The sequence below is a fragment of the Stenotrophomonas maltophilia genome, assembly GCF_001676385.1.
GTDB classification, from domain to species: domain Bacteria; phylum Pseudomonadota; class Gammaproteobacteria; order Xanthomonadales; family Xanthomonadaceae; genus Stenotrophomonas; species Stenotrophomonas maltophilia_J.
Map to the genome: position 1 here is coordinate 147068 of NZ_LYVJ01000010.1, position 25908 is coordinate 172975.

The following is a 25908-nucleotide window of genomic DNA, read 5'->3' on the forward strand; positions in this document are numbered from 1 at the left end:
TGACAGATGTGTCGACCAAGGTCGACACCTACCAAAAACCGCGTGTTCCAACAGTCGCGGTTACCCACAGCCGCGTGAACCTGTCAGAGGTGGGGCGGTGTGGGATTGCGGGACCGTTGGCGCCATGGATGGCGCCATCGAGCCCCCATGGACGGGTTTACGGCGTGTCCTGCAAGCCCACACCGCCCCGCCAACCCACGGAATGCTCACTGTTGGTGTTGCTGTTGCTTCGGCTTCGGCCTCTGCAGGTGCAGGGCGCAGCCCTGCCGAACCCCCTCACTCCGCGACGTGCTCGACCTGTCGCGGTTCGGGCCGGGTATCCGGCAGCTGCCAGAAGATCATCGTCGAGGTCAGGGTAATCGCACCCACGCACAGGAACGTGGCATGCAGTGCGGAGGTCGCGCTGTGGCTGTCGAGGTGGTTGCCGAATGCGGCGAGCAGGCTGCCCGCGGCCGCGGCACCAAAGCCGGCTGCGAGCATCATCACCATCGACAGCAGGCTGTTGCCGGAACTGGCGAATTCGCGGTCCAGATCGCGCAGGGTGACAGTGTTCATCACGGTGAACTGCAACGAGTTGACCGCGCCGAAGAATGCCAGCTGCAGCAGGCGCCAGGCCAGGTGCTGGCCGGGTGTCATCAGGATGAAGCTGGCCATTGCCAGGCCCACCAGCACGGTGTTGACCATCAGCACGCGGCGATAGCCATAGCGCTCGACCAGCTTGACCGCCAGCTTCTTCGACACCATGCCGGCCGCCGCCACGGGCACCATCATCAGGCCGGCGTTCATCGGGCCGAGGCCGAGGCCCACCTGCAGCAGCAGCGGGATCAGCATCGGCATGGCGCTGCTGCCGATGCGCGAGAACAGGTTGCCGAGGATGCCGATGCGGTAGCTGGGCACGCGGAACAGCGCGAGCGAGAACAACGGTGCGGTGGAGTTGGCGGCGTGCAGCCAGTAGCCCACCAGCGCCGCCAGGCCGGCCACGGTCATCAGCATCACCAGCGCGTGTGGCGTGCCGAGCCCGGAGATGCCGTCCAGCGCCAGCGACAGCACAACCATCGCGAAGGCCAGCATGAGGTAGCCGCGCAGGTCGAAACGGGTCCGGTGGCTGGCGTAGTGGTCGGGCATGATCTTCATCGCGGCGACGAATCCGATCACGCCGATCGGCAGGTTGATCAGGAACACCCAGTGCCACGAGGCAATCTCGACCAGCCAGCCGCCCAGGGTCGGGCCGATCAACGGGCCGACCAGGGCCGGGATGGCGATGAAGCTCATCGCGCGCAGGAAATCCTCGCGCGGCACGGAGCGCATCACTGCCAGGCGGCCAACCGGCAGCAGCATGGCGCCACCAATGCCCTGCAGCACGCGCGCACCGACCAGCTGGTGCAGGTGCTGTGCCAGTGCGCAGGCCAGCGAGCCGAGGGTGAACAGGATGATGGCCACCAGGAACGTGCGGCGGGTGCCGTAGCGGTCGGCAATCCAGCCGGAGGCCGGGATGAAGGTGGCCACCGCCAGCGCGTAGCTGAACACCACCGACTGCATCTGCAGCGGGCTCTCGCCCAGGCTGGCCGCCATCGCCGGCAACGCCGTATTGACGATGGTCGAGTCCAGCATCTGCATGAAGATCGCCAGGGACACCAGCCACAGCAAGGGGCGGTGGCGGTTGTACGTCGATGGCGATGGGGACATGGCGTGCGGCCGGTGCAGCATGGGGGACGCCATGATCGCGCAATGCGGGTCACGGCGCGATCAACATCGCGCCGCAACTGCATGGGTGAGGCTCAGCGTTGGCTGTGCGCGTGCACTGCGTCGACCAGGACCTGCACGTGCGCCGGATCCATGTCCGGCGACATGCCATGGCCGAGGTTGAATACATGGCCCTCGCGCGAGCCGCCGTTGCCAGCCGCATAGGTATCGAGCACGCGCGCTGCGGCCGCGGCGATCGCGTCCGGCGAGGCGTACAGCGTGGTCGGGTCGAGGTTGCCCTGCAGGGCGACACGGCCACCGGTGCGGCGCATCGCTTCGTCCAGGTCCAGCGTCCAGTCCAGGCCCAGCGCATCAGCGCCGGTCTGCGACAACGCTTCCAGGTGCAGGCCGGTGCCCTTGCCGAACAGGATCAGCGGGGTGCGCCCGCTGCCCTCGCCACGGTCCAGGCCTTCGGCGATGCGCTGCAGGTAGCGCAGCGAGAACTCGCGGTACATCGCCGGCGACAGCACGCCCCCCCAGGTGTCGAACACCTGCAGGGCCTGCGCACCGGCCGCCCGCTGCGCGCCAAGGTAGGCGATCACCGCTTCGGTGGTGACCTCCAGCAGGCGGTGCAGGGCCCGCGGGTGGTTCAGCGCCATCGCCTTGATGCGTGCGAAATCCTTGCTGCCGCCGCCTTCCACCATGTAGCAGGCCAGCGTCCACGGGCTGCCGGAGAAGCCGATCAGCGGTACCTGGCCGTCCAGCTCGCGGCGGATCAGGCGCACTGCGTCCATCACGTAGCCGAGGTCCTGTTCCATGTCCGGCACGGCGAGCCTGGCGATGGCGGCTTCATCGCGCACCGGGTGGCGGAACTTCGGGCCTTCGCCTTCGACGAAATACAGTTCCAGGCCCATCGCATCGGGAATGGTGAGGATGTCGGAGAACAGGATCGCGGCGTCCAGCGGGAAGCGGCGCAGCGGCTGCAGGGTGACTTCACAGGCGATCTCCGGATTCTTGGCCATGGCCAGGAAGCTGCCGGCCCTGGCCCGGGTCGCGCGATATTCCGGCAGATAGCGCCCAGCCTGGCGCATCAGCCAGACGGGGGTGCAGTCCACCGGTTCGCGTCGCAGGGCGCGCAGCAGGCGATCGTTGCGGAGAGGGCTGGTCACGATGGGCATTCCTTGGGCGAAAGTTGGCAGCGGCGTCAGTCGCCGCGCGAAAGGATCTGGAAGCCGCGATGCAGTTCGGCATCGCGGGCCTTCTCGAAAGCATGGCGGGCTTCATCGGCCTGCAGGAACAGCTCGCGGCGCAGCTGCGAGCGGCCACCGACGCGACCGCTCTCGCGCAGCAGCTCCCAGCCGCCGAACAGGTCCGGTTGCAGGCTCAGGCGCAGGAAGCGCGGTGCCTGCGCACCGGCATCGGGATGTTGCAGGTAGACGTGCATGGTGCCGATTGTAGCGCCCGGGGACGACACGGACCTGTAGAGCCGAGCATGGGCTCGGCTCTACAGCGGTGGTTTCCAGCCCGCGTCCAGCACCTTCAGCACCGCCGCTTCACCCACATCCGGCACGACCTCGGCGCGGCCGATACCCCGCCACAGCACCAGGCGCAGGCGGCCGGCCACGTTTTTCTTGTCCAGCCGCATCCGGCCGAGCAGGGCCTGCGGGTCCAGGCCGGCCGGGATCGTCACCGGCAGGCCCAGGCGTTCCAGCAGCGCCTGCAGGCGCACGCGGTCGGCATCGTCGGCCAGGCCCAGGTCGGTGGACAGCTTCGCCGCCAGCACCATGCCCACCGCCACCGCCTCGCCATGATTCAACGCATCGCGGCCGGGGGCCGAGTAGCCCTGTTCGGTCTCGATGGCATGGCCGAAGGTGTGGCCGAGGTTGAGCAGGGCACGCTCGCCCTTCTCGAACGGGTCACGCTCGACGATGGCGGCCTTGTGCCGGCAACTGCGCGCGATGGCCTCGGCCAGCACTGCATCCTCGCCTGCCAGCAGCGCATCGGCATGCTGCTGCAGCCATTCGAAGAACACCGCATCGCCCAGCGCGCCGTACTTCACCACCTCGGCCAGGCCGGCACGCACTTCGCGCGGCGGCAGGGTGGCCAGCACGCGGGTGTCGGCGATCACTGCACGCGGTGGATGGAAGGCGCCGACCAGGTTCTTGCCGGCCGGAATGTCGACCGCCGTCTTGCCGCCCACCGACGAATCAACCATCGCCAGCAGGGTGGTGGGCAGTTGCACGCAATCGACGCCGCGCATCCAGCAGGCGGCGGCAAAACCGGCGAGATCGCCGACCACGCCGCCACCGAGTGCGAACACGCAGGCGTCGCGGGTGGCGCCGAGTGCGGCCAACGCGTCGATCGCACGGCCGAATTCGGCCAGGGTCTTGGACGCTTCGCCGGCGGCCAGCACGTGCTCGCCGACGATCAGGTCCGGGCGCGTGGCCAGCAGGGCCTGCTTCACGGCAGCCAGATAGCGCGGGGCGACTTCGCTGTCGCTGAGCAGCAGTACATGGCGGCCGCGCACATGCGAGGCCAGCGCGGCGCCGTCGGCCTGCGCACCGGCGCCGATGGTGATGGAGTAGGGGCGGTCGCCGCCAACGGCGACCCGCAGCAGGGCGGGGGAGGTCATGCGTTCAGGTCCTGGCGCTGCCACTGCGTGGCCAGCTTGACCACCAGCTGGGCGGTCGCATCGGCAGCGGTGTACGGGTCGGTATCAAGGGTGAGGTCGGCCACCTCGCGGTACAGCGGGTCGCGCTGTGCGGCCAGATCGTGCAGCACCTGCTCGCGGTCCGGACGCTGCAGCAGCGGCCGGCCCTTGTCGCGGGCCAGGCGCTCCAGCTGCGCGGCCACGCTGACACGCAGGTAGACCACGAAGCCGCGTTGGGCGATCAGTGCACGGTTGTCCGGATCCAGCACCGCGCCGCCGCCGGTGGAGACCAGTTGGCCGCAGCCTTCCAGCACGCGGGCCAGGGCCTGGCGTTCATGGTGGCGGAAGCCGGTTTCGCCGGAGTGCTCGAAAATGGCCGGGATGCTGGCGCCGGCGGCCTCGACGATGGCCTGGTCGACATCGACGAAGTCCAGCGTGAAGCGCTCGGCCAGGCGGCGGCCGATGCAGGTTTTGCCGGCGCCCATCGGGCCGATCAGGATCAGGTTCGGAGCGGGATTCATGCCTTCTGATGCTAACACCTCCGTGCCCTGGCCTTTACGTTCTTCACGTCAGGGTAGGCATTCCTGCGGGATTTCCCGCGCCAGCCGGAGTACAGGCCATGACGGTCGCCAAGGTCATCGAAATCACTGCCTCCTCGCCGAAGAGCGTGGAGGATGCCGTGCGCAGCGGGCTGAAGAAGGTCTCCGAGACGGTCAAGGGCATCCAGGGCGCCTGGGTCAACGAGACCAAGGTGGTCACCAACGGCAGCGGCGAGATCACCGAATGGCGGGTCAACCTGCGGGTAACCTTCCTGGTGGAATAGGCGCCTTCAGCGCACCGCCTGCACTTGGCGCTGGCCGTCCAGCACCACCACGTGGTCGGCGAGGGCGGGCAGGGTGCGCAGCGCCTGCCGGCTGACCCGTTCGTAGTACTGCACAAAGCGCTCCAGCTGCGGCCGGCTCATGCCGTGCCGGCCCGGCTGCGCGGCCTGCAGGTTCTGTTCCTGCTGCCAGCGCCAGCGCGGCACCACCGAAAAATCCGGCGGTTGCAGGAACCACAGGCGGTCGCAGCGCTGCCACAGCGCCGGGTAGTCGCGGGCCAGCGCCACGTTGCACCAGCGGCGCCAGCGGCCATCCGTGTCGGCCTCGCGTTCCAGTGCGTTCAACGGGGTGCCCAGCGCAGCGTCATCCTGCGCGGGCGTGCCGAGGAACCATCCCTCGAACACCAGCAGGTCCAGCGGGTGGTCCAGTTGCGGCCATTGCGCCTCGGGCAGGCGCTCGTCGGCCAGCTTGTCGAAGCGCGGCAGCGCGAAAGGCTGGCGCGCCGTCAGGGCATCCAGCACGGCATGCGCCAGCGGCAGGTCGTGGGTGCCTGGCGGGCCACGGGTGATCAGCAGGGGGTGCACCTGGCGGGCCAACCGCTGGCGCTGTGCGCGGGTCAGGTAGACATCATCGATCGACAGCGCAGCCGCGTTCAGGCCGCGTGCCCGGGCGCGCGCCACCACCTGTGCGGCCAGCGTCGATTTGCCGCTCCCCTGCAGGCCGCTGATCGCCAATACTGGAACCGCTGCGCCGCTGCCCAGCGCATCGTCCAGCGCCTGTTCGGCCAATGTTTCGGGGAATCCTTTCACCTGGGGCATATACGCAGCAGCGGCCATGCAGCCACAATAGCCCAAACCGTGTGAGAACAACGCCATCATGAGCGACCTGTACGCCGAAGCCCTGTCCACGTTTGCCAGCCTGTTCGAAGAGGCCAGGCAGAGCCGCGAGGTCGAGCCGAACGCGATGACCGTGGCCACCGCCGATACCTACGGTCGTCCCTCGGCGCGCACCGTGCTGCTGAAGGCCTTCGACGAGCGCGGCTTCGTCTTCTACACCCACCTGGACAGCCACAAGGGGCGTGAGCTGCAGGCCAATCCGCAGGCCGCGCTGCTGTTCCTGTGGCGCAGCCTGCGCGAAGCCGGCATCCAGGTGCGCATCGAAGGCCGTGTCGAGCAGGTCGCCGATGCTGAGGCCGACGCCTATTTCGCCAGCCGTCCGCGCATGAGCCAGATCGGTGCCTGGGCCTCGCAGCAGTCGAAGACGCTGGCCACGCGCGAGGAGTTCGACGCGCGCGTGGCCGAGGTCGAAGCGCGTTTCGAAGGCAAGGACGTGCCGCGCCCGGACGGCTGGAGCGGCCTGCGCGTGGTGCCCGACCGCATCGAGTTCTGGTACGGCGCGCAGTTCCGCCTGCACGAGCGCTGGTGCTATGAAGCCGGTGCCGAAGGGCGCTGGAGCAAGCGCCTGCTGTACCCATAAGGCAGCGTGATGCAACGCCTGCCGCTGTACCGCGTGGTGGTGTTCGTGCCTTCGGCGGCATTGGACGCAGTGAAGCAGGGCATCCTCGCGGTGGATGCCCTGGCCGCGGGTGACTACGAACACGGCATGTGGTGGTCTGCGCCGGGATTCGAGCAGTACCGCCCCCGCGTGGGCGCCTCACCCGTGCAGGGTGAGGAAGGCCGCACCGAAGTGGTCGGCAGCGTGCGCCTGGAGTTCTGCCTGCCGCGCGATCCGATGCGGCTGCAGCGCATCTTCGAGCAGGGCATCGTGCCGCATCATCCGTGGCAGGTGCCGATGGTGCAGGTGGAGGACATCGAGCTGCTGCTTGCTGATGCACGCCTTCTGTAGAGTCGAGCCATGCTCGGCTGCTGTTGCTCTGGCGCGCAAGGCAGTCGAGCATGGCTCGACTCTACAAGAGCGGATTGTCGCGAACGGACCGGCTCGCTTCATCTGCGAGCAGGTCGTTGCCCGGCACACTCCGCCGAATGCCCTTGACTTCCGGAGTTGCCATGCCCTCCTGGCGTTGCCTGTTTGCCGTGCCTTCGCCGCGCGGCGGTGTCGAAGCATGCCTGCTGCTGCTCGCCCGCATCGTGGCCGGTGTGATGTTCAGTGTATCTGGCTGGAACAAGGTATTCACCGAAGCTGGCCGCGAGCGCATGGTGCACACCCTGGTGGACGCGGGGATTCCGGTCCCGGCATTCAGCGCACCGGTGCTTGGCACGATTGAATGGATTGCCGGTGGCCTGCTGGTGCTGGGCCTGCTCAGCCGGCCCTCGGCCCTGCTGCTGGCGGCAATCTGCGCCGTCGCAGCATTGACTGATGGCATCGCCCGCATTCCGGAAGGGCTGGGTGTACCGGACTGGCTCAGCTGGTTCTTCTACCTGAGCGAAGTGCCGCTGGGCGTGTTGCTGCTGTGGATTGCCGCGGTGGGGAGTGGACGGTTCGCTATCGAGGCGCGCTGACGACAGGCACCCCGTAGGGCCGAGCCCATGCTCGGCTGCTTATGCGGGAACATCAGCCGAGCATGGGCTCGGCGCTACAACCCCTCCGTGCGCAGCCACCGCCACAGCGTGGTGCGTGATACCCCCAGCGCGTGCGCCATGCCTTCGCGGTCATTGCGATGTTCCTGCAGCAGCGTTTCCAGTTGTGCACGCGGCGGGCGCCTGCCGTTGCCTTCCGCCGGCGCCGCCGCCGTGACTTCAACCGCCAGCTCCGGTGCCAGCTGCCGCAGGCGAACCGCATCGATGAGCCCCTCGCCCGGCTGCCAGTGGATGCGCAGGCGATCCACCAGGTTGCGTAGTTCACGTACGTTGCCCGGCCACTCCGCGCGGGCCATCATGGCCAGTGCGTCTTCCGCCAGCGGCGCGTCGATCCCTCGCAACTGGCGGAAGAAGTGCTGCGCCAGCAGCGGGATGTCGCTGCGCCTTGCACGCAGCGGCGGCAGGGCGATGCGCAGTGCCGCCAGCCGGTAGTAAAGATCGCGGCGGAAGCTGCCGGTCGCTGCGCGCAGCTCCAGCGATTGCAGGGTGGCGGCGACCACGCGCAGATCGACCGGAGTCGGTTCGGTGGCGCCCACGCGCAGCACTTCTCGTTCTTCCAGCACCCGCAGCAGGCGGGTCTGCAGCGGCAATGGCAGTTCACCGATCTCATCCAGGAACAGGGTGCCGCCGTCGGCCGCTTCGACCAGGCCCACGCGGCCGCCCCGACGCGCGCCAGTGAAGGCGCCATCGCTGTAGCCAAACAGTTCGGCTTCCAGCAGCGATTCGCTGATGGCGCCGCAGTTCAGCGCGACGAAGCGCCCGCGACGGCCGCTTGCGGCGTGCAGTTGCCGCGCCACCAGTTCCTTGCCGGTGCCGGTTTCGCCGCTGACCAGCACGGTGCTGTCGTGCGGCGCGTAGAGCGCGATCTGGGCGCGTACCTGCGCCATCGCATCGCTGTCGCCGAGCAGTTCATGCGCGTCCGTGCGCGCCGCAGGGCGCCGGCGTGGGGCGGTGCGGTTGCCACCGGAGCGGGCCAGGGCCCGGGTCAGCTCCAGCGCATGTTCGAAGGCCTGGCGCACCGAGTCGGCCGAGTACAGCAGCACGCCGGGCAGGCCAGCCTGCTCGGCATGGTCGATGGCCATGCCAGTGCCGACGATCACTTCGATACCGTTGGCACGCAGGTCGGCAATGCAATCGCGCGCGTCCTCGCGGGTGACGAAGCGACGGTGTTCGATGTCCAGGCCGAAACTCTGCTGGAAGTTGCTGAACACCGGCACGTCGCTGGCGTGGGTGACCAGGCCGATGCGGCTGGCGATCCGCCGCGCCCGCGCCAGCGCTTCCATCAGGTCGAAGCCGTTGGCCTGGATCGGAACCAGCGGCAATTCCAGCCGGCCACGCAGCCAGGCCGCATTGGAGCCGCCGGCGATGACCACATCGCAGTGTTCGCGGCGCAGGCGCCGGCCGATCACCTCCACCGCTTCCTCGAAGCCGAGGTTGATCTGCTCGATGCGCGCGCGGCGGTCGAATTCGGGAATGACATCGCCGAGCAGGCCGGTCAGGCGCGAGACGCTGACCGTCCAGATCACCGGACGGCCGGGGTCGGCATCGGCGTGGCGCAAGGGCGAGCGGGGCAGGTACATGACGGCATTGGGGGAGGGCAGATGTTTCATGATACATCTGTTTCAGTGTTTCATATGTTTCATTGATGCGCGCCGGTCATCCCAGTGAAATCAACGGCTTGCAGCTTGGCATGGTGCTTGCGCTTACCTATCCCGTTCTCCAACCTGGATTGCCGCATGACTGCTTCCGCCCCTTTTTCCGCCGGTGCCCGCTTCCGTGAGGCACTGGCTGCCGAATCGCCGCTGCAGGTGATCGGCGCGATCAACGCCAACCATGCCCTGCTGGCCAAGCGCGCCGGCTTCCGTGCCATCTACCTGTCCGGTGGCGGTGTCGCCGCTGGCTCGCTGGGCCTGCCGGACCTGGGCATCAACACCCTGGAAGACGTGCTGGTGGACGTGCGCCGCATCACCGATGTCTGCGACCTGCCGCTGATGGTCGACATCGACACCGGCTTCGGCCCGAGCGCGTTCAACATCGCGCGCACCGTGAAGTCGCTGATCAAGGCCGGCGCGGCCGCCTGCCACATCGAGGACCAGGTCGGCGCCAAGCGCTGCGGTCACCGTCCGGGCAAGGAGATCGTCTCGCAGGGCGAAATGGTCGACCGCGTGAAGGCCGCCGCCGATGCCAAGACCGATCCGGAGTTCTTCCTGATCGCGCGTACCGACGCCATCCAGGTGGACGGCGTGGACAAGGCCATCGAGCGCGCCATTGCCTGTGTCGAGGCCGGTGCCGATGGCATCTTCGCCGAGGCCGCCTATGACCTGGATACCTACCGCCGCTTCGTCGACGCCGTGAAGGTGCCGGTGCTGGCCAACATCACCGAGTTCGGTGCCACCCCGCTGTTCAGCCGCGATGAGCTGGCCTCGGCCGGCGTCGCCATCCAGCTGTTCCCGCTGTCCGCGTTCCGCGCCGCCAACAAGGCGGCCGAGAACGTCTACCAGGCGGTGCGCCGCGACGGCCACCAGCGCAACGTGGTGGAAACCATGCAGACCCGCGAGGAACTCTACGACCGCATCGGCTATCACGCTTTCGAGCAGCAGCTCGATGCGCTGTTCGCCGCCAAGAAATAAGCAGTACCCTGCACCATCAAGTTTCGGAGGGAAACATGAACGATACGACCGCAAACCCGACCTTCAAGCCGAAGAAGTCCGTCGCCCTGTCCGGCACCGCTGCCGGCAACACCGCGCTGTGCAGCGTGGGCCGCAGCGGCAACGACCTGCACTACCGTGGCTACGACATCCTGGACCTGGCCAACACCAGCGAGTTCGAGGAAATCGCCTACCTGCTGGTGCACGGCAAGCTGCCGACCCGCGCCGAGCTGGTTTCGTACAAGGCCAAGCTGAAGTCGCTGCGTGGCATTCCGGCCGCAGTCAAGGCCGCGCTGGAAGAACTGCCGCCGTCGGCGCACCCGATGGACGTGATGCGCACCGGCGTGTCCGTGCTCGGCTGCGTGGCGCCGGAGAAGGATGACCACAACCATCCGGGCGCGCGTGACATCGCCGACAAGCTGATGGCCTGCCTGGGTTCGATGCTGCTGTACTGGTACCACTGGAGCCACAACGGCCGCGCCATCGACGTGGAAACCGATGACGATTCGATCGGCGGCCACTTCCTGCACCTGCTGCACGGCGAGAAGCCGCAGGAGTCGTGGGTGAAGGCGATGCACACCTCGCTGATCCTGTACGCCGAACATGAGTTCAACGCCTCGACCTTCACCTGCCGCGTCATCGCCGGTACCGGCAGCGACATGTACAGCGCGATCTGCGGTGGCATCGGTGCGCTGCGTGGGCCGAAGCATGGCGGCGCCAACGAAGTGGCGTTCGAAGTGCAGAAGCGCTACGACAACCCGGATGAGGCCGAGGAAGACATCAAGGCCCGCGTCGAGCGCAAGGAAGTGGTGATCGGTTTCGGCCACCCGGTGTACACCGTGTCCGATCCGCGCAACAAGGTGATCAAGGACGTGGCCCGCGAGCTGTCCGAAGAGCAGTCGAGCATGAAGATGTACGACATCGCCGAGCGCCTGGAGTCGGTGATGTGGGACATCAAGAAGATGTTCCCGAACCTGGACTGGTTCAGCGCCGTCAGCTACCACATGATGGGCGTGCCGACCGCGATGTTCACCCCGCTGTTCGTGATCGCCCGCACCGCCGGCTGGAGCGCACACATCATCGAGCAGCGCATCGACGGCAAGATCATCCGCCCGAGCGCCAACTACATCGGGCCGGAAGACCGCGACTTCGTCGCCATCGACAAGCGCGTCTGATCCACCTGCTGTATTCATCCGGCCGGCCACATGCCGGCCGGGTGCTTTCGCCGCCGCACCGCCGGCACCCGGCCCGCCCCAAGCATTCCGCCAGCCCATGAACACCGATTACCGCAAAAACCTCCCCGGCAGCGCGCTGGATTACTTCGACGCGCGCGCCGCCGTCGATGCGATCCAGCCCGGCGCCTACGCCACCCTGCCGTACACCTCGCGCGTGCTGGCCGAGAACCTGGTGCGCCGCTGTGAACCGGCCCGGCTCAGCGATTCGCTGAAGCAGTTGATCGAGCGCCGCCGCGACCTCGACTTCCCGTGGTTCCCGGCGCGCGTGGTCTGCCATGACATCCTTGGCCAGACCGCGCTGGTCGACCTGGCCGGCCTGCGTGATGCGATCGCCGACAAGGGCGGCGACCCGGCCAAGGTCAACCCGGTGGTGCCGGTGCAGTTGATCGTCGACCACTCGCTGGCGGTGGAGTGCGGTGGTTACGATCCGCAGGCGTTCGAAAAGAACCGCGCCATCGAGGACCGCCGCAACGAAGACCGGTTCCACTTCATCGACTGGACCAAGCTGGCGTTCCAGAACGTGGACGTGATTCCGCCGGGCAACGGCATCATGCACCAGATCAACCTGGAGAAGATGTCGCCGGTGGTCTACGTGCAGGACGGCGTGGCCTTCCCGGATACCTGCGTGGGCACCGACAGCCACACGCCGCATGTCGATGCGCTGGGCGTGATCGCCATCGGCGTCGGTGGCCTGGAAGCCGAGAACGTGATGCTCGGCCGCGCCTCCTGGATGCGCCTGCCGGACATCGTCGGCGTCGAGCTGAGCGGCAGGCCGCAGCCGGGCATCACCGCTACCGACGTGGTGCTGGCCCTCACCGAGTTCCTGCGCAGGGAGCGCGTGGTCGGTGCGTATCTTGAATTCTTCGGCGAGGGTGCCGCGGCGCTGACCATTGGTGACCGCGCCACCATCTCCAACATGTGCCCGGAGTACGGCGCCACTGCGGCGATGTTCTACATCGATCAGCAGACCATCGACTACCTGCGGCTGACCGGCCGCGAGGAATCGCAGGTGGCGCTGGTGGAGAACTATGCGCGCACCACCGGCCTGTGGGCCGATGCGCTGGCCACCGCGCAGTACGAGCGCGTGCTGCGTTTCGACCTGTCCAGCGTGGTGCGCAACATGGCCGGCCCGAGCAATCCACACCGCCGCCTGCCGGTGTCCGAGCTGGCCGAGCGCGGCATTGCCGATGAAGCCAAGCTGGAAGCGGGCAAGGCCGAGCAGGCGCAGGGCCTGATGCCGGATGGCGCGGTGATCATCGCCGCCATCACCAGCTGCACCAACACCTCCAACCCGCGCAATGTGATCGCCGCCGGCCTGCTGGCGCGCAAGGCCAACGAACGTGGCCTGCTGCGCAAGCCGTGGGTGAAGTCGTCGCTGGCGCCGGGCTCGAAGGCGGTGCAGCTGTACCTGGAAGAAGCCGGCCTGCTGCCGGACCTGGAAAAGCTCGGCTTCGGCATCGTGGCGTTCGCCTGCACCACCTGCAACGGCATGAGCGGCGCGCTGGATCCGGCGATCCAGCAGGAAATCATCGACCGCGACCTGTATGCCACGGCGGTGCTGTCGGGCAACCGCAACTTCGACGGCCGTATCCACCCGTATGCCAAGCAGGCCTTCCTGGCCTCGCCGCCGCTGGTGATCGCCTATGCCATCGCCGGCACCGTGCGCTTCGACATCGAGAAGGACGTGCTCGGCGTGGATGCCGATGGCAACGAGGTGCGCCTGAAGGACATCTGGCCGAGCGACGCCGAGATCGACGCAGTGGTGAAGGCCGCGGTGAAGCCGGAGCAGTTCCGCAGCGTCTACAACCCGATGTTCAACGTGCGCGTGGAGCAGGGGCCGGCGGTCAGCCCGTTGTACGACTGGCGCCCGCAGAGCACCTACATCCGGCGCCCGCCGTACTGGGAGGGCGCACTGGCCGGTGAGCGTACGCTGGCAGGCATGCGCGCGCTCGCCGTGCTGCCGGACAACATCACCACCGACCACCTGTCGCCGTCCAACGCGATCCTGGCGTCGAGCGCCGCCGGTGAATACCTGGCGAAGATGGGCCTGCCGGAAGAGGACTTCAATTCCTACGCCACCCACCGTGGCGACCACCTGACCGCGCAGCGCGCCACCTTCGCCAACCCGAAGCTGTTCAACGAGATGGTGCGCAACGAGGACGGCAGCGTGAAGCAGGGTTCGCTGGCGCGCGTGGAACCGGAAGGCAAGGTGATGCGCATGTGGGAAGCGATCGAGACCTACATGGAGCGCAAGCAGCCGCTGATCATCATCGCCGGTGCCGACTACGGCCAGGGCAGCTCGCGTGACTGGGCCGCCAAGGGCGTGCGCCTGGCCGGCGTGGAAGCGATCGTGGCCGAAGGCTTCGAACGCATCCACCGCACCAACCTGATCGGCATGGGCGTGCTGCCGCTGGAGTTCAAGCCCGGCACCACCCGCCTGACCCTGGGCATCGATGGCACCGAGACCTTTGACGTGATCGGCGAACGCACCCCGCGTGCCGAGCTGAGCCTGGTCATCCATCGCCGCGACGGGCAGGACGTGGTCGTGCCGGTCATCTGTCGCTTGGACAGCGACGAGGAAGTGTCGATCTACGAGGCGGGCGGCGTGCTGCAGCGCTTCGCTCAGGACTTCCTGGAAGGCGCCAAGGTGGCGTGATAGCCGGCTGAATGCCCGCCCCCGGAGGCCGGGGGCGGGCTTGTCCGACACCAGAGCGGGGCGCACACTGACTTGGCAAAAACTGCCAAAGGAGGGTCTCATGGCCACCATGAACATTTCGCTGACCGATCCGCTCAAGCAGTTCGTGGACGAAGAAGTGCGCGAAGGGGGCTACTCCAGCACCTCGGACTATGTGCGTGACCTGATCCGCCAGCGCCAGCGCAGCAAGGCTGAAGAGCTGCTCAAGCAGCTGATTGCTGAGGGGCTGGCGTCGGGACCTTCGGCGCCTCTGGCGCCGGATCACTTCGACAAGCTGCGTGAGCGTGCACGGAACCGCAAGTGAAGCCCTCGCACTGGTCCCCCGCAGCGGTTCGAGATCTTGACCAGGCAGCAGGCTGGTATGCAGATCAAGGCAGAGAAGTGCTGGAAATCGGCTTCATCGATGCGGTGGAATCCGTTGTAAAGCTGATCGAGGCCCACCCGGGTGCTGGTTCCGCACTGCATGCGGGTCTGTTGCCCTCGCTGCCAGCGCCGTTGCGTTTTCATCCGGTTCGTCGCTTCGACGGCTACCTGGTCTACTACGTGGAGCTACCTGCGCACGTTTCCATCGTGCGCATCTGGAATGCTTCGCGGGGCATGGAAGCACTGTTCGAAGACGAGAAGCTCAACCCCGATATTGGTTCGTCGCATCCAGGATACTGATCCATGACCTTCCTCCCGCAACTCCGTATTCCCGCCACCTACATGCGCGGCGGCACCAGCAAGGGCGTGTTTTTCCGCTTGCAGGACCTGCCTGAAGCCGCGCAGGTGCCGGGTGCTGCACGCGATGCACTGCTGATGCGCGTGATCGGCTCGCCCGATCCGTATGGCAAGCAGACCGACGGCATGGGCGGTGCAACGTCCAGCACCAGCAAGTGCGTGATCATCTCCACCGCGTCGGTGCCGGACCACGACGTGGACTATCTGTACGGCCAGGTCTCGATCGACACCGCCTTTGTTGATTGGAGCGGCAACTGCGGCAATCTCAGCACCGCGGTCGGTCCGTTCGCGATCGCCAACGGCCTGATCGATCCGGCCCGCGTGCCGCGCGACGGCCTGTGCACCGTCCGCATCTGGCAGGCCAACATCGGCAAGACCATCATCGCCCACGTGCCGATGCGCGATGGCGAAGTGCAGGAGATCGGCGATTTCGAACTGGACGGCGTGACCTTCCCGGCGGCCGAGATCCAGCTGGAATTCATTGATCCGTCCGATGATGGCGATGCAGGTGCGATGTTCCCGACCGGCAACCTGGTCGACACCCTGGACGTGCCGGGCGTGGGCAGTTTCGAGGTGACCATGATCACCGCCGGCATCCCGACCATCTTCCTCAACGCCGCCGACCTGGGCTACACCGGCACCGAACTGCAACCGGCGATCAACGAAGACAGGGGGGCGCTGGAGCGCTTCGAGAAGATCCGCGCCTGCGGCGCCTTGCGCATGGGGCTGATCAAGAACCTGGAAGACGCGGCGACCCGCCAGCACACGCCGAAGGTGGCCTTCGTGGCACCGGCGCAGGACTACGTGTCGTCCAGCGGCAAGGCCATTCCGGCGTCGGCCATCGACCTGCACGCGCGCGCGTTGTCGATGGGCAAGCTGCACCACGCGATGATGGGTACCGCCGCAGTGGCAATCGGTACTGCGGCGGCGATTCCGGGCACCCTGGTCAATCGCGCCGCCGGTGGCGGCGAACGCGAGGCGGTGACCTTCGGCCATCCCTCCGGCACGCTGCGCGTGGGCGCGCAGGCCGGTCTCGTTGACGGCCAGTGGACGGTGACCAAGGCCATCATGAGCCGCAGTGCCCGCGTGCTGATGGAAGGCAAGGTGCGGGTGCCGGCAGATTGATCAGCCGGTCGGCGCTGGCATCACATGCTTTGGTGGATGCCAACCAAGGTTGGCCACTACCGGGACGCGCGGCCTGACCTGCTTTCTGACGAGGAGATCGACGATGTCCGACAGTCACACCCCATCCAACGAGCGTGCAGCGTGGGATGCGCTGCTGGTGGACATCGTCGATTACGTGCGCGATGCGCGCATCGACTCACCAGTCGCGTTCGAGACCGCGCACCACTGTCTGCTCGACACGCTGGGTTGCGGTTTGGAAGCACTGTCCTTCCCGGCCTGCAGCAAGCTGCTCGGGCCCCTGGTGCCGGGCATGAGCGTGGTCAACGGTGCGCGCGTGCCGGGCACGCACTACGTGCTGGACCCGGTGCAGGCCGCCTTCAATCTGGGTGCAATGGTGCGCTGGCTGGATTTCAACGACACCTGGCTGGCCGCGGAATGGGGCCATCCGTCGGACAACTTGGGCGGCATCCTCGCCGTCTGCGATTGGCTGGGGCGCAACGCGCAGGCGTTGCGCCGCCCACCGCCAACAATGCATGACGTGCTGCTGGCGATGATCAAGGCGCACGAGATCCAGGGCGTGCTGGCGCTGCAGAACTCCTTCAACCGGGTCGGGCTGGACCACGTGGTGCTGGTCAAGGTGGCCACCACTGCCGTGGTCGCCCAACTGCTCGGGCTGGACCGCGAGCGCATGCTCAATGCGCTGTCACTGGCCTGGGTCGATGGCCAAGCGCTGCGCACCTACCGGCACGCTCCCAACACCGGCTCGCGCAAGAGCTGGGCGGCCGGCGATGCGACCAGCCGTGGCGTGCGCCTGGCCTTGATGGCGGCCAGTGGTGAGATGGGCTACCCCAGCGTGCTCAGTGCGCCAACCTGGGGTTTCGAAGCGGTGTCCATGCGTGGCCAGAGGCTGACGCTGGGTCGGGCGCTGGGCAGCTACGTAATGGAGAACGTGCTGTTCAAGATCAGCTACCCGGCCGAGTTCCACGGCCAGACCGCAGTGGAGGCGGCGATCGCGCTGCACCAGCAACTGCGTGCGATGGGACGGCGGGCCGAGGACATCGCGCACATCGCAATCCGCACCCAGGAAGCCTGCATCCGCATCATCGACAAGCAGGGCCCGCTGCACAATCCGGCCGACCGCGATCACTGCGTGCAGTACATGGTCGCCATCGCACTGCTGCACGGTCGGCTCGTGGCCGGGGACTATGAGGACGACGTGGCGGCGGATCCGCGCATCGACGCGCTGCGCGCGAAGATGGCCTGCCATGAGGACCCGCAGCTCAGCGCCGATTACCTGGATCCTGACAAGCGCAGCATCGCCAATGGCCTGAGCGTACGCTTCACCGATGGCAGTGAACTGCCGGAGGTGCTGGTGGAGTACCCGCTCGGCCACGCCCGGCGCCGTGAGGAGGGTATTCCGCTGCTGATGGACAAGTTCCGCCGGCACCTGGCCCATCGATTCCCCACCGCCCAGCAACAGCGCATCCTGGCCGCGTCGCTGGACCCGGTAGCGCTGGCGGCGATGCCGGTGACCGACTACGTGGACCTGTACCTGCCGGGGTGAGGCCGCTCTGGTAGCCGCCAACCTTGGTTGGCATGTGGGGGGCGCCAACCAAGGTTGGCGGCTACCGGGTCCCGGGCGGAACCGGGTTTCCGACCGCCGGGGCGTCAACACCTTGACGTGGCCTGCCTATAATGGCCACCTCGATCAAGGAGTGACGACATGAGCGGTCCGGCACGGCGGAAGCGGTGGGGATGGGCGGCGGCTGTTCTGGCGGGAGGCCTGCTGTTGCTGGGCCTGGCCGGCTGTCGCAATGACAGCGGGCAGCTGCCCAAGGCCAGTGGCGAGGCCATCGCCACCCAGGCCGAGCAGGTGAAGGAGTTCACCCTGCTGCGCGCTTACCCGGACCAGAAGAATGACGGCCTGTCGCTGGCGCTGGAGTTCTCGCGCCCATTGGTCGGCACCCAGGATTTCGACAAACTGGTTCGCTTCGAGGAAAAGGTCGGCACCGACGAAAGCAGCTGGACCCTGTCCGATGATGGCCTGACCCTGCGCTACCCGTTCGTCGAGGCCGGCAAGGAGTTCAGCCTGGTGGTCTCGCCGGACCTGCTGGCCGCCGATGGCAGCCGCCTGGGCAAGGAACTGAAGCAGAAGGTGTTCAGCGGCGAGCTGAAACCGGTGGTCGGCTTCGCCTCGCAGGGCAGCGTGTTGCCGGCCAAGGACAGCCGTGGCCTGCCGGTGGTCTCGGTGAACGTGCCGGAGGTCGACGTCGAGTTCCTGCGCGTGCGCGAGAAGGATCTGCCAACCTTCTTCAGCCAGTACCAGCGCGGTGGTCGCCGTGGCAGCTGGGAGCTCAGCAGCGACTACGAGCGCAGCCCGATCAACAAGCTGGCCGAGCCGGTCTACGTCAACCGCTTCATCCTGGGCGGCAAGCAGAACGAGCGGGTGCTGACCTACCTGCCGACCCAGGACATCAAGGAACTGCAGGAGCCGGGCCTGTACTTCGCCCTGCTCAAGCGCACCGGTGACTACGAAGGCGAATTCGATACTGCGTTCTTCTCGGTCAGCGACATCGGCCTGCATACCCGTGCCTACAAGGACAAGCTGTTCGTGCACACCGCCGGGCTGAAGGACGGCGAACCGCGCAAGGGCATCGACCTGCGTGTGCTGGATGCCAAGGGCGAAGTGGTGCTCAAGGGCAGCACCGATGGCAATGGCAATGCGCTGCTGAACTACACCCTGGATGCCACCCACGTGCTGGTCGCCAGCAGCGGCAAGGACACCAGCTTCCTGCCGTTCAACCAGCCGGCGCTGGACCTGAGCGAATTCGCCGTGGCCGGACGCGACAATGCGTGGTTCGACGTCTATGCCTGGTCCGGGCGCGACCTGTACCGGCCGGGCGAGACCGTGCGCCTGTCCGCACTGCTGCGCGACAACGACGGCAAGCCGGTCAAGGCACAGCCGGTGTTCCTGCGCCTGAAACAGCCCGACGGCAAGACCTTCCGCGAAACCCGCCTGCAGCCGGGCGACCAGGGCTACATCAATTTCGAGCAGGTGATCCCCGCCGAAGCCCCGACCGGGCGCTGGCAGGTCGAGTTCCGTACCGACCCGGCCAGCAAGGAAGCGATCCAGGGCATGACCCTGCGCATCGAGGAGTTCCTGCCCGAGCGCATGAAGCTGGACCTGGACAGCACGCAGAAGACGCTGAAGCCGGGCGAGGACCTGCGCCTGCAGGCCAATGGCGCCTACCTGTATGGCGCACCGGCCGATGGCAACCGCTTCACCGCGCGCCTGGCGGTGGCCGCCGAGCAGCAGCCGGTGGACGGCCTGCCGGGCTACTTCTTCGGTGACCCGACCCTGCAGCTGCCGCGCGAAGCCAAGGACGTGATCGATACCACGCTGCCGGCCAATGGCCAGCTGCGCGAGGACGTGGCGCTGCCGGAAGAAGCGGCCAAGGCCAAGGCGCCGATCGCCGTGGTGCTGTCCGGCAGCCTGTATGAGACCGGTGGCCGTACGGTCACCCGCACCCTTAAGCGGGTGATGTGGCCGGCCAATGCGCTGGTCGGCGTGCGCCCGCTGTTCAACCCCGAGGACGGTGCCGACTCCAACGGCAACGCGCGCTTCGAGCTGATGCGCGTGGACGCCGCCGGCGCGCCGCAGCCGGCCAAGGGCCTGAAGATCACCCTGGTGCGCGAACTGCGCGACTACCACTGGACCTTCAACGACAACCGCTGGGACTACGATTTCACCCGCCGCTTCGAGAACAAGGACACCCGTACCGTCGATGCCGGCAGCAGCGCGGTCGCCTTCGATTTCCCGGTGGAGTGGGGCGAGTACCGGGTGGACGTGTTCGATCCGTCCACCGGCCTGACCAGCCGTTATCCGTTCCGCGCCGGCTGGAGCTGGGGTGATGACAACCGGGGCCTGGACGCGCGCCCGGACAAGGTCAAGCTGGGCCTGGACAAGACCGGCTACAAGGCCGGCGACACCCTGGAAGTGACGGTGACTCCGCCGCATGCCGGCAAGGGCATCCTGATGGTCGAGACCGACCGCATGCTGTACGTGCAGGACATCGACGCCAAGCCGGGTTCGACCTTCAAGATCCCGGTCACCGCCGACTGGGAGCGCCATGACGTCTACATCACCGCGCTGGTGTTCCGGGGCGGCAGTGCGCCGAGCAAGATCACTCCGGCCCGTGCGGTGGGCGTGGTGCACGTGCCGATGGACCGCAAGGGCCGCACCGTGGCCGTCGGCCTGGCGGCGCCCAAGCAGATGCGCCCGGAGCAGGACCTGCCGGTGACGGTCAGCGCACCGCAGCTGGCCGGCAAGATGGCGCACGTCACCGTGTCGGCGGTGGACGTGGGCATCCTCAACATCACGCGCTTCCCGGTACCGGATGCCGGTGCGCACTTCTTCGCCCAGCGCCGCCTCGGCATCGATGCCTACGACATCTACAGCCGGGTGATCGAGAGCTTCGACGGCGGCGCCGGCAAGCTCAAGTTCGGTGGCGACATGGCGCTGCAGGCGCTGCCGCAGGCCAAGCGTCCGACCGCGCGCGTGCAGACCGTGGACCTGTTCTCCGGCCCGGTGCAGCTCGACGCCAAGGGCATCGCCCGGATCCGCCTGAAGGTGCCGGACTTCAACGGCACCCTGCGCGTGTCGGCACTGGTCTACAGCGATGACCAGTACGGCAAGCGCGACGCGGAGACCGTGGTGCGCGCGCCGATCCTGGCCGAAGCCAGCATGCCGCGCGTGCTCGCCCCGGGCGATCGCAGCACGGTGACCCTGGACGTGCAGAACTTCACCGGAAAGCCCGGCCAGTTCAACGTGAAGGTGGACACCGAGGGCCCGCTGAGCCTGGGCGAGGGCAGCCGCAGCGTGCAGTTGAATGCCGATGCCAAGACCACGTTGAGCTTCCCGTTGTCTGCGCGCGAAGGCCACAGCGTGGCCAAGGTGCGGGTGCGGGTGGACGGCAACGGCTTCAAGGCCGACCGCCGCTACGAGCTGCCGGTGCGTGCGGCGTGGCCGCAGGTACTGCGCTCGCAGGTACGCACGCTGGATCCGCTGGCGGCGGTCAGCCTCGACAACAGCCTGACCGAGGGCCTGATGGCCGAGTCTGTGAACGCGCGCCTGCTGGTCAGCCCACTGCCGCCGATCCCGTTCGCCAGTGCGCTGCAGGGCGCGCTGAACTACCCCTACGGCTGTGCCGAGCAGACCACCAGCAAGGGCTACGCCGCGCTGATCCTGGACCAGGCGACCTCGTCGATGCTCGGTGCCGATGGCCTGGACGCCAGGACCCGCCGCGAGCGCATGGAAGGCGCGTTCGGCCGCCTGGCGTCGATGCAGGTGGCCAATGGCAACTTCTCGATGTGGGGTGACGACGGCTACGTGAATCCGTGGCTGACCCCGTACATCACCGAGTTCCTGCTTGATGCCAAGGACGCCGGCTTCGCCGTGCCGGACAACGTGCTGCAGAAGGCGCTCAACCGCCTCAGCGAGGACCTGCTGTCCGGTGGCAACCAGTTCTATGGCCAGGATGACCGCGAGAAGCTGAAGTTCGCCAACCAGGCGTACTCGGGCTACGTGCTGGCGCGGGTCAACCGCGCGCCGCTGGGAACCCTGCGCACGCTGTACGACAACGAGCGCGGCAAGGCGGTCGGCGGCCTGTCGCTGGTCCACCTGGGCGTGGCGCTCTCGCTGCAGGGTGATGCCAAGCGTGGCCAGGCCGCGCTGGCGGCGGCCTTCGCCAAGTCCAGCAGCGAGCGCCCGTCGTATTTCGGCGACTACGGCAGCGCGATCCGTGATGACGCGTTGATGATCGCGCTGACCCACGAGAACAAGCTGGCCAAGCCGGCCTGGGACGCGCGTGCGGTGGATCTAGGCCGTGGCCTGGATGCGCGCCGCAATGCCGGCTGGATGTGGTTGAGCACGCAGGAACAGGTGGCGATTGCCCGTCTCGGCAAGGCGCTGGCCGCCAACCAGAAGGCGCTGGTGGCCGGTGAGCTGGTGATCGGTGGAAATAGCGAGGTGATCGGCGAGCGCAAGCTGTTCGGCCGCAACTTCAGTGCCAGCGAACTGGCCAGCGGTGTTCGCTTCACCCCGCAGGGCCAGCCGCCGATGTTCGCCAGCATCGACGTAGCGGGTATTCCGCGCAGCGCGCCGGCACCGGACAACAGCGTGCTGGGCATCGAGCGCAGCTACTACGGCACCGATGGCAAGCCGTGGTCGCCGCGCCCGCTGAAGGAAGGCGAAGCGCTGATCGTGCGCGTGACCGTGACCGCCGACACCACCATGCCCGACGCGTTGCTGACCGACCTGCTGCCGGCTGGCCTGGAGATCGAGAACTTCAACCTCGGCGATGCCAAGCAGTGGGCCGATGTGGTGGTTGACGGCATCACCATCAGCGACCGTGGCGAAGCGGCCGACACCAAGCACGAGGAGTTCCGCGACGACCGCTACGTGGCCGCGCTGAAGCTCTCGCGCGGCAGCAAGGCCACCGTGTTCTACCTGGTGCGCGCAGTGACCCCGGGCACCTACTCGGTGCCGCCGCCACTGGTGGAGGACATGTACCGGCCGCAGCTGCGGGGCGTTGGCCGCAGCAACCCGACCACGATCACGGTGGTGCAGCCGTGACCGCGCGGACGGGCCGCGGCGGCGCGGCCCGTCCCGCTGGCGCCGGGCGATGAGGACGTCGATGACAGCCCGGCTGGCGGTCGTGCGCCGCTGGCTGCGGCCGCTGTGGCCGTGGCTGCGCTGGGGTACGGCGGCCATGCTGACGCTGCTGCTGATCCTGGACGTCGCGTTCCCGCCGCCCCTGCCGAAGCAGCGCGATACCAGCACCCTGGTGGTGGCGGCCGACGGCACGCCGCTGCGCGCATTCGCCGATGCCGAAGGCGTGTGGCGCTATCCCGCCTCGATCGACAGCGTCTCGCCGTTGTACCTGCAGGCGTTGTTGACCTACGAGGATCGCTGGTTCTGGCGCCATCCAGGGATCAACCCGCTGGCGATCCTGCGTGCCAGCGGCCAGTTGCTGCGCGGTGGCCGCATCGTTTCCGGTGGCTCGACGCTGACCATGCAGGTCGCGCGCATCCTCGATCCGCATTCGCGCACGCCGTGGGGCAAGCTCAAGCAGATGCTGCGCGCGGTGCAGCTGGAAGTGCACCTGAGCAAGCGGCAGATCCTGGATCTTTACCTCGAGCGTGCACCCTATGGCGGCACCATCGAGGGCGTGGAAGCCGCCAGCTGGGCCTATCTCGGCAAGCCGGCGGCGCAGTTGTCACGCGCCGAGGCCGCGCTGCTGGCGGTGTTGCCCCAGGCGCCCAGCCGGCTGCGCCCGGACCGCCATCCGCAGGCGGCGCAGAAGGCGCGCGACAAGGTACTGGCACGCATGGCCGAACTCGGTGTGTGGACGCCGGAAGAGGTGGCGGACGCGCGCATCGAGAACGTGGTGGCGCGTTCGCTGCGGCCGCCGCTGCATGCTGCGCTGCTGGCGCAGCGCCTGCATGCGGCGCATCCGGGCCAGGCGCGCATCCAGAGCAGCATCGACATCGGCCTGCAGCGCACGCTGGAAGAACGCGTGGCCAGCTACTTTTCGACGCTGCCGGAGCGCACGTCCGCCGCCTTGCTGGTGGTGGACAACCAGACCCTGCAGGCGCGGGCCTACGTCGGCACCTTGTCCTTCGGCGATCGCCAGCGGCTCGGCCACGTGGACATGGTGCAGGCGTGGCGCTCCCCGGGCTCTACGCTCAAGCCGTTCCTCTATGCGATGGCGCTGGATGATGGGCTGATCCATTCGGAAAGCCTGCTGGTCGATGCACCGCAGAGTTTCGGCAGCTACCGCCCCGGCAATTTCGACATGGCCTTCAATGGGCCGATCGGCGCTTCCAGCGCACTGCGGCTGTCCCTCAACGTTCCCTCGGTGGACCTGCTGCAGCGGGTCGGGGCCGCGCGTTTTGCCGCGCGCCTGTCGCACGCCGGCATCCAGCTGCGCTTTCCGCCCGGCAGCACGCCCAACCTGTCGCTGATCCTCGGCGGCACCGGCGCGCGCCTGGAAGACCTGGTCGGTGCCTTTGCCGCGCTCAACCGCGGCGGCATCGCCGGCCGCGTGCGTTACACCGGCGATGAACCGATGATCGAACGCCGCCTGGCCTCCCCGGGTGCCAGCTGGATCGTGCGCGAGATGCTGGAATCGAATCCGCGCCCGGGTTATGGCGTCGGTACCTTCGATGTCGGTGGCCGCCCGCGCGTGGCCTGGAAGACCGGTACCAGCTATGGCTACCGTGATGCGTGGGCGATCGGCAGTACCCGCCACTACACCGTGGGCGTCTGGGTGGGGCGACCGGATGGCACACCGTTGCCGGGCCAGTACGGCGCGGTCACCGCGCTGCCGCTGATGTTCGAGGTGATCGACAGCCTGCCGCGCCAGCGCGGCGATTCCGCCGCTGCGCCGATGCCGGCCAGCGTCAGCCAGGAGGACATCTGCTGGCCCACCGGGGAGCGTGCCGATGGCCTGCCCGTGGTGTTGTGCCAGCGGCGCATGCCGGCCTACCTTCTGGACGGTGTCGCTCCACCGACCTTCCCCGAGCGCGAGGCGCGGCGCTGGCAGCCGGGACGGCAGCGCTACCTGGCCGATGCGCGCACCGGGCTGCGGGTGTCTGCCGATTGCCAGGCGCCGCACGAGGAAGTGGCACGCGAGATCGCGCGCTGGCCGGCACTGCTGTCGCCGTGGTTGTCCAAGGCCACGCGTGAGGCGTCGCAGCTGCCAGCGTTGTCGCCGGATTGCCGCGACGACGGGCGTGAAGCCAGTGTCGCGCTGCACGTGGACGGGCTCAACGACGGCGCCACGCTGGCGCGCGCGCCGAACTCGGAACATGGCGTACGCCTGCAACTGCGTGCACTGGGCAGCGAGCAGGCAGTGGACTGGCTGCTGGACGGCCGCTGGATCGCGCAGACCCAGGGCGCACAGCTGATGCAGCGGGAGTTCGCCGAACCGGGCGCACATACCCTGACCGCGCTGGCGGCTGACGGCGCGTGGACGCAGGTGCGGTTCACCGTCCTGCGGTAGCTGCCGACCTTGGTTGGCACTTCCTGTAGGTTTGCCACGCTGCTGTAGAGCCGAGCCCATGCTCGGCCGCTCCTGCGACGTGCGTTCAGCGGTCAGCCGAGCATGGGCTCGGCTCTACAGGGAGCGCTGCACCGCTATTCCCCGATCCACCCATCCAACAGGTCGGCGAACTCGTCGGCGTGTTCTTCTTCCTGTGCCAGGATCTCTTCGAGGATGCGCTTGGTGGTGGTATCGCGGTCACCGATGAAGTTGATCATCTCGCGATAGCTGTCGATGGCAATGCGTTCGGCGACCAGGTTCTCGCGCACCATGTCGCGGAGGTCGCTGCCTTCCTTGTACTCGGCATGCGAGCGCGCGGTGAGCGTATCGGGGTTGAGGTCCGGCTCGCCGCCGAGCTGGACGATGCGCTCGGCCAGCTTGCCGGCGTGCGCCTGCTCCTGCTGTGCGTGTTCGAGGAACTCGGCCTTGACCGCGTCGGCCAGCATGCCCTTGGCCATGAAATAGTGCCTGTAGTAACGCAGTACGCAGACGTACTCGGTAGCCAGGGCGTCGTTGAGCAGCTTGATCACCGCCTCGCGATCGGCGCTGTAGCTGTCGGTGATCGCACCGTCCTGGATGTTGTGCCGGGCCCGCTCGCGCAGGGTGGTGCGGTCGCTGATGCCGGAAACGCGGGCGGCGGGCGGGTTGGCGTTGGCTGGCGTGCTGGACATGGCTGGCCGTTTCCTCTTG

Annotated in this window: 21 protein-coding genes; 13 read left to right on the forward strand and 8 right to left on the reverse strand. The window is 67.7% G+C overall.

Going from position 1 to position 25908, the window contains the following annotated elements; translation table 11 throughout:
* Positions 1 to 276: 276 nt before the first annotated feature.
* From mdtD to A9K58_RS14120, 5 genes are all read right to left on the reverse strand, one after another.
* Positions 277 to 1686, reverse strand: coding sequence for a multidrug transporter subunit MdtD (gene mdtD / locus A9K58_RS14100; protein WP_065199989.1), 1410 nt, complete (start codon positions 1684 to 1686; stop codon positions 277 to 279).
* Positions 1687 to 1778: 92 nt separating this feature from the next.
* A complete protein-coding gene (gene hemE / locus A9K58_RS14105; RefSeq protein WP_065199928.1) occupies positions 1779 to 2861 on the reverse strand; it encodes a uroporphyrinogen decarboxylase in 1083 nt (360 codons plus the stop codon).
* A 26-nt stretch (positions 2862 to 2887) separates the two neighbouring features.
* Positions 2888 to 3127, reverse strand: coding sequence for a WGR domain-containing protein (locus tag A9K58_RS14110; RefSeq protein ID WP_065199929.1), 240 nt, complete (start codon positions 3125 to 3127; stop codon positions 2888 to 2890).
* Between the two features lie 60 nt (positions 3128 to 3187).
* Complete coding sequence (gene aroB, locus A9K58_RS14115) at positions 3188 to 4315, reverse strand: 3-dehydroquinate synthase (protein ID WP_065199930.1); 1128 nt, start codon at positions 4313 to 4315, stop codon at positions 3188 to 3190.
* Complete coding sequence (locus A9K58_RS14120) at positions 4312 to 4854, reverse strand: shikimate kinase (RefSeq protein WP_065199931.1); 543 nt, start codon at positions 4852 to 4854, stop codon at positions 4312 to 4314. Before A9K58_RS14120 ends, aroB begins: the two co-directional genes overlap by 4 nt.
* 98 nt (positions 4855 to 4952) lie before the next feature.
* On the opposite strand from A9K58_RS14120, the gene A9K58_RS14125 reads away from it, so the two are divergent.
* The gene (locus A9K58_RS14125; protein WP_005410663.1) at positions 4953 to 5156 is read left to right on the forward strand and encodes a dodecin family protein; all 204 of its coding nucleotides are present in this window, start codon (positions 4953 to 4955) and stop codon (positions 5154 to 5156) included.
* A gap of 6 nt (positions 5157 to 5162) precedes the next feature.
* Here A9K58_RS14125 and A9K58_RS14130 read toward each other — a convergent pair whose 3' ends face one another.
* Positions 5163 to 5990, reverse strand: a complete 828-nt coding sequence (locus A9K58_RS14130) for a kinase (protein WP_065199932.1) — start codon at positions 5988 to 5990, stop codon at positions 5163 to 5165.
* A gap of 40 nt (positions 5991 to 6030) precedes the next feature.
* Here A9K58_RS14130 and pdxH point away from each other — a divergent pair, with 40 nt between their 5' ends.
* The 3 genes from pdxH to A9K58_RS14145 all read left to right on the forward strand — a co-directional run bounded on the left by pdxH (position 6031) and on the right by A9K58_RS14145 (position 7613).
* Positions 6031 to 6630, forward strand: a complete 600-nt coding sequence (pdxH, locus tag A9K58_RS14135; protein WP_065199933.1) for a pyridoxamine 5'-phosphate oxidase — start codon at positions 6031 to 6033, stop codon at positions 6628 to 6630.
* A 9-nt stretch (positions 6631 to 6639) separates the two neighbouring features.
* Positions 6640 to 6999 (forward strand): YqfO family protein, encoded by a 360-nt coding sequence (locus A9K58_RS14140; RefSeq protein WP_065199934.1) that lies wholly within the window; start codon positions 6640 to 6642, stop codon positions 6997 to 6999.
* A gap of 161 nt (positions 7000 to 7160) precedes the next feature.
* On the forward strand, positions 7161 to 7613 hold the full coding sequence (locus A9K58_RS14145) for a DoxX family protein (protein ID WP_065199935.1): 453 nt from the start codon (positions 7161 to 7163) through the stop codon (positions 7611 to 7613).
* Between the two features lie 74 nt (positions 7614 to 7687).
* On the opposite strand, the gene prpR is transcribed toward A9K58_RS14145, so the two are convergent.
* Complete coding sequence (gene prpR, locus A9K58_RS14150; protein WP_065199936.1) at positions 7688 to 9271, reverse strand: propionate catabolism operon regulatory protein PrpR; 1584 nt, start codon at positions 9269 to 9271, stop codon at positions 7688 to 7690.
* A 156-nt stretch (positions 9272 to 9427) separates the two neighbouring features.
* Here prpR and prpB point away from each other — a divergent pair, with 156 nt between their 5' ends.
* The 9 genes from prpB to pbpC all read left to right on the forward strand — a co-directional run bounded on the left by prpB (position 9428) and on the right by pbpC (position 25179).
* A complete protein-coding gene (gene prpB, locus A9K58_RS14155) occupies positions 9428 to 10321 on the forward strand; it encodes a methylisocitrate lyase (RefSeq protein ID WP_065199937.1) in 894 nt (297 codons plus the stop codon).
* Between the two features lie 35 nt (positions 10322 to 10356).
* Positions 10357 to 11514, forward strand: a complete 1158-nt coding sequence (gene prpC / locus A9K58_RS14160; RefSeq protein ID WP_065199938.1) for a bifunctional 2-methylcitrate synthase/citrate synthase — start codon at positions 10357 to 10359, stop codon at positions 11512 to 11514.
* A gap of 97 nt (positions 11515 to 11611) precedes the next feature.
* A complete protein-coding gene (acnD, locus tag A9K58_RS14165; protein WP_065199939.1) occupies positions 11612 to 14230 on the forward strand; it encodes a Fe/S-dependent 2-methylisocitrate dehydratase AcnD in 2619 nt (872 codons plus the stop codon).
* Between the two features lie 100 nt (positions 14231 to 14330).
* A complete protein-coding gene (locus A9K58_RS14170; protein ID WP_005410653.1) occupies positions 14331 to 14573 on the forward strand; it encodes a type II toxin-antitoxin system ParD family antitoxin in 243 nt (80 codons plus the stop codon).
* Positions 14570 to 14932: a type II toxin-antitoxin system RelE/ParE family toxin gene (locus A9K58_RS14175; RefSeq protein WP_065199940.1), complete on the forward strand. Its 363-nt coding sequence runs from the start codon at positions 14570 to 14572 to the stop codon at positions 14930 to 14932. Before A9K58_RS14170 ends, A9K58_RS14175 begins: the two co-directional genes overlap by 4 nt.
* Before the next feature lie 3 nt (positions 14933 to 14935).
* Complete coding sequence (gene prpF, locus A9K58_RS14180) at positions 14936 to 16114, forward strand: 2-methylaconitate cis-trans isomerase PrpF (RefSeq protein ID WP_065199941.1); 1179 nt, start codon at positions 14936 to 14938, stop codon at positions 16112 to 16114.
* A 103-nt stretch (positions 16115 to 16217) separates the two neighbouring features.
* On the forward strand, positions 16218 to 17678 hold the full coding sequence (locus A9K58_RS14185; protein WP_065199942.1) for a bifunctional 2-methylcitrate dehydratase/aconitate hydratase: 1461 nt from the start codon (positions 16218 to 16220) through the stop codon (positions 17676 to 17678).
* Positions 17679 to 17837: 159 nt separating this feature from the next.
* Positions 17838 to 22748 carry an alpha-2-macroglobulin family protein gene (locus A9K58_RS14190; RefSeq protein WP_065199943.1) on the forward strand — a complete coding sequence of 1637 codons (4911 nt, stop codon included), beginning with the start codon at positions 17838 to 17840 and terminating at the stop codon, positions 22746 to 22748.
* A 49-nt stretch (positions 22749 to 22797) separates the two neighbouring features.
* Positions 22798 to 25179, forward strand: a complete 2382-nt coding sequence (gene pbpC, locus A9K58_RS14195; RefSeq protein WP_065199944.1) for a penicillin-binding protein 1C — start codon at positions 22798 to 22800, stop codon at positions 25177 to 25179.
* Between the two features lie 134 nt (positions 25180 to 25313).
* On the opposite strand, the gene A9K58_RS14200 is transcribed toward pbpC, so the two are convergent.
* Entirely contained in the window at positions 25314 to 25889 is a 576-nt protein-coding gene (locus A9K58_RS14200; protein WP_065199945.1) for a ferritin-like domain-containing protein, read from the reverse strand.
* Positions 25890 to 25908 lie beyond the last annotated feature (19 nt).

Excerpts from the sequence above, each read along its gene's own strand:
- A9K58_RS14110 (WP_065199929.1), bottom strand. The coding sequence starts at position 3,127 with ATGCACGTCTACCTGCAACATCCCGATGCCGGTGCGCAGGCACCGCGC.
- mdtD (WP_065199989.1), bottom strand. The coding sequence starts at position 1,686 with ATGTCCCCATCGCCATCGACGTACAACCGCCACCGCCCCTTGCTGTGG.
- prpF (WP_065199941.1), top strand. The coding sequence starts at position 14,936 with ATGACCTTCCTCCCGCAACTCCGTATTCCCGCCACCTACATGCGCGGC.
- A9K58_RS14130 (WP_065199932.1), bottom strand. The coding sequence starts at position 5,990 with ATGGCCGCTGCTGCGTATATGCCCCAGGTGAAAGGATTCCCCGAAACA.
- A9K58_RS14190 (WP_065199943.1), top strand. The coding sequence starts at position 17,838 with ATGAGCGGTCCGGCACGGCGGAAGCGGTGGGGATGGGCGGCGGCTGTT.
- A9K58_RS14185 (WP_065199942.1), top strand. The coding sequence starts at position 16,218 with ATGTCCGACAGTCACACCCCATCCAACGAGCGTGCAGCGTGGGATGCG.
- prpB (WP_065199937.1), top strand. The coding sequence starts at position 9,428 with ATGACTGCTTCCGCCCCTTTTTCCGCCGGTGCCCGCTTCCGTGAGGCA.
- prpC (WP_065199938.1), top strand. The coding sequence starts at position 10,357 with ATGAACGATACGACCGCAAACCCGACCTTCAAGCCGAAGAAGTCCGTC.
- acnD (WP_065199939.1), top strand. The coding sequence starts at position 11,612 with ATGAACACCGATTACCGCAAAAACCTCCCCGGCAGCGCGCTGGATTAC.
- A9K58_RS14125 (WP_005410663.1), top strand. The coding sequence starts at position 4,953 with ATGACGGTCGCCAAGGTCATCGAAATCACTGCCTCCTCGCCGAAGAGC.
- pbpC (WP_065199944.1), top strand. The coding sequence starts at position 22,798 with ATGAGGACGTCGATGACAGCCCGGCTGGCGGTCGTGCGCCGCTGGCTG.
- A9K58_RS14200 (WP_065199945.1), bottom strand. The coding sequence starts at position 25,889 with ATGTCCAGCACGCCAGCCAACGCCAACCCGCCCGCCGCCCGCGTTTCC.
- prpR (WP_065199936.1), bottom strand. The coding sequence starts at position 9,271 with ATGTACCTGCCCCGCTCGCCCTTGCGCCACGCCGATGCCGACCCCGGC.
- A9K58_RS14120 (WP_065199931.1), bottom strand. The coding sequence starts at position 4,854 with ATGAATCCCGCTCCGAACCTGATCCTGATCGGCCCGATGGGCGCCGGC.
- A9K58_RS14145 (WP_065199935.1), top strand. The coding sequence starts at position 7,161 with ATGCCCTCCTGGCGTTGCCTGTTTGCCGTGCCTTCGCCGCGCGGCGGT.
- A9K58_RS14140 (WP_065199934.1), top strand. The coding sequence starts at position 6,640 with ATGCAACGCCTGCCGCTGTACCGCGTGGTGGTGTTCGTGCCTTCGGCG.
- aroB (WP_065199930.1), bottom strand. The coding sequence starts at position 4,315 with ATGACCTCCCCCGCCCTGCTGCGGGTCGCCGTTGGCGGCGACCGCCCC.
- A9K58_RS14170 (WP_005410653.1), top strand. The coding sequence starts at position 14,331 with ATGGCCACCATGAACATTTCGCTGACCGATCCGCTCAAGCAGTTCGTG.
- hemE (WP_065199928.1), bottom strand. The coding sequence starts at position 2,861 with ATGCCCATCGTGACCAGCCCTCTCCGCAACGATCGCCTGCTGCGCGCC.
- pdxH (WP_065199933.1), top strand. The coding sequence starts at position 6,031 with ATGAGCGACCTGTACGCCGAAGCCCTGTCCACGTTTGCCAGCCTGTTC.